The organism is Actinocrinis sp., from assembly GCF_035653575.1.
Classification (GTDB): domain Bacteria; phylum Actinomycetota; class Actinomycetes; order Streptomycetales; family Catenulisporaceae; genus Actinocrinis.
The window spans coordinates 1-7747 of record NZ_DASRBQ010000174.1 but is presented as its reverse complement, the minus strand read 5'-3'; the positions used below and the strand labels follow the sequence as shown (position 1 = coordinate 7747).

The 7747-nt window shown below is 70.2% G+C and carries 5 protein-coding genes; 1 reads left to right on the top strand and 4 read right to left on the bottom strand.

The window, feature by feature from the left end; genetic code table 11:
- Nucleotides 1-236: 236 nt before the first annotated feature.
- From VFA06_RS23635 to VFA06_RS23625, 3 genes are all read right to left on the bottom strand, one after another.
- Entirely contained in the window at nt 237-3914 is a 3678-nt protein-coding gene (locus VFA06_RS23635) for a helix-turn-helix transcriptional regulator (RefSeq protein ID WP_324842894.1), read from the bottom strand.
- 290 nt (nt 3915-4204) lie between these two features.
- A complete protein-coding gene (locus VFA06_RS23630) occupies nt 4205-4387 on the bottom strand; it encodes a hypothetical protein (protein WP_324842893.1) in 183 nt (60 codons plus the stop codon).
- Nucleotides 4388-4684: 297 nt separating this feature from the next.
- Complete coding sequence (locus VFA06_RS23625; protein WP_324842892.1) at nt 4685-6082, bottom strand: MFS transporter; 1398 nt, start codon at nt 6080-6082, stop codon at nt 4685-4687.
- A gap of 138 nt (nt 6083-6220) precedes the next feature.
- Between VFA06_RS23625 and VFA06_RS23620 the strand changes: the two genes are divergently transcribed.
- Entirely contained in the window at nt 6221-6916 is a 696-nt protein-coding gene (locus VFA06_RS23620; RefSeq protein ID WP_324842891.1) for a helix-turn-helix domain-containing protein, read from the top strand.
- A gap of 20 nt (nt 6917-6936) precedes the next feature.
- Here the strand turns inward: VFA06_RS23620 and VFA06_RS23615 are convergent, their stop codons facing one another.
- Nucleotides 6937-7716, bottom strand: a complete 780-nt coding sequence (locus VFA06_RS23615; RefSeq protein ID WP_414639953.1) for an SDR family NAD(P)-dependent oxidoreductase — start codon at nt 7714-7716, stop codon at nt 6937-6939.
- Between the last annotated feature and the right edge of the window lie 31 nt (nt 7717-7747).

Here is a 7747-nt window from a genome sequence, read left to right as displayed (position 1 = left end):
ACCGACACCGACACCGACACCGACACCGACACCGACGGGATGATGGCGGCGAACGTGTCGCCGGTGCGGTGACAAGGACGCACGCGGCCCACTTCTTGGCGATGGTGCAGCGTGCGCCGAATCCGGCACCGTGGGTGCTGTGCGCGGATCGCCGCGCGCAGCACCACCGCGTGCGGAGTAGCGGCGGTACGCAGTGATGTTCGAAGCGACGGCGCTGGGCGGCGTGGAGGGTTGAATCAGGCCACGTTGTCGAAGACGCGCAGCCGGTGTGCAACTGCCGCCGCCTCGGTGCGCGAGGAGACGCCGAGCTTGGCGAGGATGTTCGACACGTGCACGGATACCGTCTTGGTGCTGATGTACAGCCGCGCGCCGATCTGGCCATTCGACAGGCCATCGGCGACTAGCCGCAACACGTCGAGCTCACGCCGCGTCAAACCGAGGTCGCCGATGTTCGGACCGCTTCCGGAACCAGCGCCAGCACCTGTACTCCGGCCGCTTCCGTAGGCAGCGTCAGCGCCTGCACTCTGACTCCTGCCGGAACCACTAGCCGAGCTACCAGCGCCGCCGGAACCGGCACTCAAGCCAGCGCCTGCGCTGGCACCCCGGCCGTTGCCGGCGCCTCGAGCGGAGGTGGCGTGGGCTGCGGCGCCGAAGTCTGCGTAGCCGTCAGCGGCCCCTGCGGCATCAGCGGCACGAGCATCACTGGCGTTGCCGAGACGAGGTGCAGTTGACGTGGCGGAGTCCGCTCCAGCGCGTGCGGCGGCGCGTGAGCCTGGTCGTGCGCCGGCATCCTCGTAGGACAGTGCTGCGCCAGCAGCCGCGCCAAGGCCGGCACCGGTGCCACGCCCGCCACTCGTGCCGAGCCCGGAACCGGCGCTGCCTCTAGTGCTCGCGTCGTGTCCTGAACCGGGCACCGATCCAGTCTCGGCGGTCCCTGCAGTTCCGGTGAGCCCAGCGGTTCCGGTGGGCCCGGCGGCCGCGCTTCCAGCCAGGCCGGCAGCAGCGGATCCCGCACCGGACCGACCTCGGACGTCGGCGTTTGCGCTCGTGTCCGTGTCGGTGTTCGCGTTCACGGTAGGGTCCGGACGAGAGCCGAAGCGCGACATTGCCTCGGCCGAGCGATCGCCAGAGGTTCGCTCGGTGCCGCGGGACGCCGCGTTCTGCCTGCCGAAGGCGGTGGCGGACGGCCGTGCGGCGGGATCCGGGACCGGGCGCAGCGCGAGGCGTGCGGCGCGGACGAGGCTCTCGATCTGGCCCAGCAGCGGACGGGCGCCGAGCGGCTCGATCAGCGCCCGGGCCTGCCTGGCGGCTTCGGCCGCGTCGGCGCGCTCGCCACGGACCGCGGACGCCTCGGCCAGCCGGAACCGCAGGTAGGCGCGCAGGTGCACCGGAGCGACTGCTTCGTCGGCGGCGGTGACCAAATCGAGCCAGTCCGCAGGGTCCTGACTTGTGTCCACCAGCTCGCGACGGGCCTCGGCCGCGACAAGGCGCGCGAAGAGGTTCTGCAGCGGGACGTGCACCGGCAGTTCCGCCGCGATGCGGGCGATGCGGGCGGTGACCGAGTCCGGATCCCGCCTGCCGGCGTCCACCGCTCGGTCTGCTTCTGCGCGGGCCACCAGGGCGAGCATCTCCCACAGGAAGCGCTCGTCGCCTTCGCGCACCCCGCCGTCCAGCACCGTGCCCAGTGCCATGCGCACCTGGTCTATTCGGCCGCGTGCCGCCGCCAGCCCGGCCACGGCCCGGTGCAAGGGAATCACGTACTGCGGCTCGCCGGTCTTCGAACCGCCGCGACGCCGGGCCGTATCGAGGTCAACCTGCGCCAGCTCGTACTCGCCGCGCAGTATGTGCAGGTCCGCACGCAGCCGCAGCAGGCCGAGGTCGTGTACGCCGGGCAGGTTCAGGTCGATCGCGTCGTCGATCAACCGCGCCGCCTCGTCCCACTCCCCCAGCGCGATGAGCGGTTCGGCCAGGTTGTTGCGCAGCATTCCGGACTGCACCGGATTGCAGGGGATCATCGAGTCCAGCCCGCCCCGGGCGACCTGTGCGGCCTCCTCAAAGCGGCCGACCTCATAGAGCTCGGAGGACAGGCAGATGTCGATGCGCGGCAGCAGCGTCGGCGTCGGGCCGAGCCTGGCGGCCTCATCCCGGCAGGCGCGATGCAGCGCCAGGCCCTCCTCGATTCGCCCGCCGTTGCTCAGGATCATCGCGCGGATGGACTTAGCGGACAGTCCGTCACACGGATCATCGGAGCGAGCGCACAGCTCGATTGCCTCGTCCACGGCGACCAGCGCCTCGGACAATCGGCCGTGCATGCAGAGGGTGGAGGCGAGGCCGGTGAGCATGTAGCCGCGCTTGACCGCGTACTTCTCGTCGCGCAGCAGCTCGATCGCCTGTAGCTGATCGTCTATGCCCGAGCCGCGGCCCAGGGTGCGCTGGTGCTTTCCGCGTTGGTCGAGCAGATGCGCCGCGAGGGAGGGGCGGGCCGTCTCGTCGATGGCGGCCAGTCCCGCGTCGGCGAAGGCCAGTCCCCGGTCGGCTGCTCCGGCGCGGCCTGCGGCCATTGAGGCGCGGTACATCAGATAGATGTCGTCCGGCTTCGCGTCGGGGTCGTGCGGCACCTGGTCCCACAGTTCGAGCGCGCGCTCGAACATCGCCAGTTCGTCGGCGAAGGCGTATCGCGTCCTGGCTGCCTCGGCCGCGAACAGGGCAGCGGTCAGTGCCTTGTCAGGTACATGGGCGCGATACCAGTAGTGCGCGAGCTCTACGTCGAAACAGTCGGCCGAGACCAGCGTCGGCGTCTCGTCAAGCGCCTCGGCGAGCCGTAGATAGATCCGCGTGTGCTCTCCGGGCAGCAGTTCCCCGTGCACGACCTCCCGCATCAACGCGTGCCGGAAGCGATAGGTGTCCCGTTCCCCGGCCACCAGGACGTTGGCGGCGAAGGCGGGCCGCAGTGCCTCGGTCAGTTCGTCTTCGCTCAGCCCCGCGACCGCGGCGATCAGAGCTGGATGCGCGGGCTGCACCGCGCTGGCCAGTAGGCGCAGCAGACGTTGGGTCAGTTCCGGCAGCCGCTCGACGCGGGCCATCAGCAGGTCCCGCAGGCTCCAGGACAACTCCGGCGCGGCGCCGCCCGCCGCCGCGACCCCGCAGGCGACCTCCTCGGTGAAGAAGGCGTTGCCCTCGGCGCGGCAGAACACCTCCTCGACCACGCTCGGCTCCGGCTCGCGGCCGAGGATGCCGCGCAGCTGCAGCGCGGTCTGCGCCCGGTCGAAGCGCTCCAGTTCGAGCCGTTCCAAGCCGCGTACCCGGTCCAAGCCGGCAAGGAACGGCCGCAGCGGGTGGCCGCGATGCAGTTCGTCGGCCCGGTAGGTGCCGATGGTCAGCACGCGACCGCCGCGGGAGACCCGGGCCAGATACCCGAACAGTTCACGGCTGGCCCGGTCGGCCCAGTGCAGGTCGTCCACCACCAGCACCAGCGGCCGCTCTGCGCAGGCTTTGAGCAGCGCCGCCTGTACCGCCTCGAACAGCCGGATGCGGGCGTACTCGTCCTCCTGCTGACGGCGCGCCGGGGCCTCGCCCAGCTCCGGGAGGATGCGGGCCAGCTCCCGCCCCTCCCAGCTCTCGCGGTCGATCAACCCCCTGCTGTCGAGCGACCGCAATGCCGCGGCGAACGGGCCGAACGGCACGCCCTCCCCGTTTCCGAGCTCGATGCACGCGCCGACCGCGACAATGGCGTCGAGCCGCGCGGTGAACTCCTCCACCAGCCGGCTCTTGCCGATCCCCGCCTCGCCGCCGATCAGCACCGTCTGGGGCTCCCCGGCCGCGGTCCGCGCGAAGGCGGATCGCAGGCGGGCCAGCTCCTCCTGGCGGCCTACGAAGATCGGACTGACGCTGCGGCTCGACACGTCATCGAGCATTTCACGTTCCCCGAGCGAACGCACAGGCCTTTCCACAGGGCCAGGCTCGGCGCCCGGCCCGGCCGCAACCGGACCCGCCACCGCCGCGGCCGCTGATCTGGCGGCCCGGCCCAGACCCCGCGTCGGCGTCCGGGGGCCGCGGTCTGATCGGACCGCTTGAGCCGGGCGCGTTTCGCGGGTCGTCTGGAGATCGCCGGCCGGCTGCGCCGGGCGCTGCGGCTGGGCAGCGCCGGCGGTCCGGCCCGCGATCGTGTTGGCAGTGGTGTCCATGGCCGTTGTTCCTTAGCCGGTCAGCCGAGGTCCTGTGGGCAGGGCTGGGCAGCCCGCCGCGGGGCCGAGGCCGCGTGGCCTCGCGCGTGCCGCTGCTTGCGCTGCCGCTTCAGGCAGCCGACCAACCGGTCGTGTTCAGCCTCCGCGAGCAGTTGCTGGAAGTGGCTGTCCGCGATCTCCCGGCCGAAGCTGGCGCTCATCATGGCGATCACCCCTCGTGAAGTGTTTCTGATCGTGAGGAGCGCCCGTCTGGTGCGGGTACTTCCTCCGACGTACTCAACTTTCCGCCCCAAGGTAGGCGCGGCGGATCGGTCGGATTCCCGAATTCGGGCTTCGACTTGCGGCCCGCGCCTACCTTAGATAGCCCTGGGCTGGCCGTTTCGGGTACCTCAGACCCGCGTCGGCTACCTAAGGGGGTCACGGAATCCCGGTTTTGGCCGATCATCAGAGCGCGACGGCATCGGCTGTCCGCGCCCGCGTAGAAGAAGAGACTCAAGCCGCTATGCATCGGCGGCCGCCACTTCGAGAGCTGTCAGTTCGGGAGCCGCTACGTCGAGGACCGGCGCTTCGAGAGCTGCCAGTTCGAGAGGCGCTACGTCGAGGGCTGCCGCTTCGAGAGCGGCCACTTCGAAAGGTGGCTCAGCGACGGGCGCCGGTTTCGTTTCCGGCCAGCGTGCGGCTCGCACGGCTCGGCTGCTCAGCGCACCGAGCCCGGCCGCGGCGATCACCGCGCTGAACGCGAACACCGCGGTCGTGGCGCCCGCGTATTGCAGCAGCAGGCCTGCGGCGAGCGGCCCGAGCGACAGGCCGACGTTCAGGATCGTCATCGTGGCGCTGATGGTGCGGCCACGGACTGCGTCGTCGACCTGACGGAATATCAGCACGTCGAGCAGTACGACGGCTGCCGGAACGCCCAGCATGGTCACGGCCAGAATCGAGCCGTACCACCAGGCGCCGAGCGGGATGACGAGCGCCGTGTTCAGCGCCGCGACCCACAGCATCAGCGCGATCAGCAGCCAGCCGGGACGCAGCAGCCGGTGCAACGGAGTGACCAGGGCCGCACCGAGCAGACCGCCGAGCGCAGCCAGCGCCAGCGCGCCGCCGACCGCGGACGACGATCCGCCGTGCTCCCGGACGAGCACGACGACGACCAACTCGATCGCCACTCCACCGAGGTTCACCAGCGACAGCGCGATCAGGCACACCCGGAGCATCGGATCGCGCATGAGGATCTTGATGCCGCCAAGCGCTCCGCCGGACGCCTTGTCACGTCGATCCATCCTCGCCTCGGTGTCACGCGGCACCGCGAGGGCGCAGACCGCGGAGATCAGATAGCTGACGGCGACGCCTAGGAAGGGGAGCGTCCGGGAGACCGCGAACAACACTCCCGCGAGCGACGGGCCGATGATCGACGCGGTATGCGTGCGCACCTCCTCCGTCGCGAGCGCTTTGGTCAGCTGCTCCGGCGCGACCACAGCACGCGTGGCGAGGGAACGGGCCGGTCCCGAGAGCGTCCTGGCGGCGCCGGTTACCGCCGCCACCGCGAAGACGTGCGGCATCGTCAGGCGGTCGGCGAGCAGCGCGGCCATCAAGGTGGCGAAGGCGAGCGCCCGGACCGCCTCTGACGCGATCATCAGCGTTCGGCGGTCGTAGCGGTCCAGGATCAGGCCCGCGGGCAGTCCGGCCGCGATGGACGCTGACGCATCGATGAAGCCGTAGACGCCCGCCTGCGCCGCCGACCCGGTGATGCCGAGGATCAGCAACGGAGCCGCGACGGTGACGAAGCTCGATCCGAGATAAGCCGTCGCTCCCCCGACCCACAACGCCTGGAATCTGCGGTTGCGGCTGAGCGGAACGGCGGTGACCGGCGCATTCGCCGGTGCGGAGCTCGTAGGCATCTTCATCCTCCCCGGTTCGCGAGGATGCGATCATTCACTCTGTCGCATCCATTCACGTTGACGTGAGCAATTGCAGATGCGAGAGCATTGCGCAAGACTTAAGCGGTAGACGACGCGAGAATGTGAGGTCAGCGGCCGATGGCCACCGACGAGAGCGGTTCCAGGGGCGAGGAGAGGTCAGCCGACCCCGAGCAGGCGGCGGTTACCGCGCCGCCGCTCGGCTACGTCGAGGAACGAGCGGTCACCGACCTGGAGACCCTGCGGATACTGGCCGACCCGCTGCGGCTCGCCATCATCGGCGCGTTCCCGAGCGACGCCGCCCGCCGCCGACCGATGTCGGTCAAGGAGATCGCCGAGCGGATCGACGAGGGGCAGACCAAGCTCTATCGGCACGTGAAGAAACTCGAGGACGTCGGGCTGATCTACGTCGCCGAGACCAGAGTGGTCTCGGGCATCATCGAGAAGCGCTACCTGCCGGCCCAGAAGCGCCTGGTGTTCTCCGGAACGCTGCTCGGCCAGCAAGCCGAGCCGGAAGACTTCACGGACACCGTCGAGGCGCTGATGGATGCCGTCCGCGACCGGTTGCGCACGGAGATCCGCGCGGGACGGGTGCAGCTCTCCCCGCCGCCGGAGGGCCCTGATCTGAGCCCGCAGATCGGCAGCATCCGCGTCAACATGACGCTTGAGCGCTACCTGAAACTGCAGGCCGCGGTACTCGACCTGATCGACAACATCGGTCCGAGCGACGAGGGCCCGGACACCTTGGTGGTGCAGTTGCACGCTGTGCTGTTCGCCAGCACCGAGCCTGCCGACTCGGAGCTCAAGAAGGACTAGCCACCGCGCTAATGCACGGATTAGTGCACGGAGAAGCCGCCGTCGACGAAGACCATCTGCCCGGTCACGTAGGCCGAAGCGTTCGAGGCGAGGAAGAGCGCGACGCCGCGGAAGTCCTCGGGCAAGCCGTTGCGGCCGGCCATCGCCCGTGCGGCGAGTGCCTTGACCCGCTCGGGATCTGACGCCGCGACAGCCGTCAGCGGGGTAAGCACGAAGCCGGGGATGACGGTGTTAACGCACACGCCGCTGCGTGACCACGCTTCGGCCTGCGAGCGGGTCAGCCCGGTAAGTCCGGCCTTGGCCACTCCGTACACGCCGCTGTCGCCGAACGCCGATACCGACTGCTGGGAGCCGATGTTGATGATCCGGCCCCAGCCGCGCTCGGCCATCCGCGGGCCGAAGCGCTGGCCGAGCTGGTACGGACCGGCGAGATTCGCCGCCAAGATCTCGTCGTAGTCCTCGAGGGTCTGCGTACCGAGCGGCGGTCGCGGGTTGACTCCGGCGCAGTTGACCAGGACGTCGATCTCGCCGACCAGCCGTACCGCCTCCTCGGCGGCTTCGGCCAGCCTGCCGCGGTCGGCAACATCGGCGGCGACCCAGTGCGCTTCCCCGCCCTGCTGCCGGATCCGCTCGGCTGCCGCCTTGAGTTCCGCCTCGCGCCGCGCCAGCAGCACCGTGCGTGCGCCCGCCAGCGCGATCGCCTCGGCCATCGCGTAGCCGATGCCCGAGCTTCCGCCGGTGATCAGCGCGGCGCGGTCGCGCAGGGAGAACAGCTCTTCGAGCACTCGCATGCCGATGATCTTATTCAGCGTGGAGTGCGGAGGGAGCGGA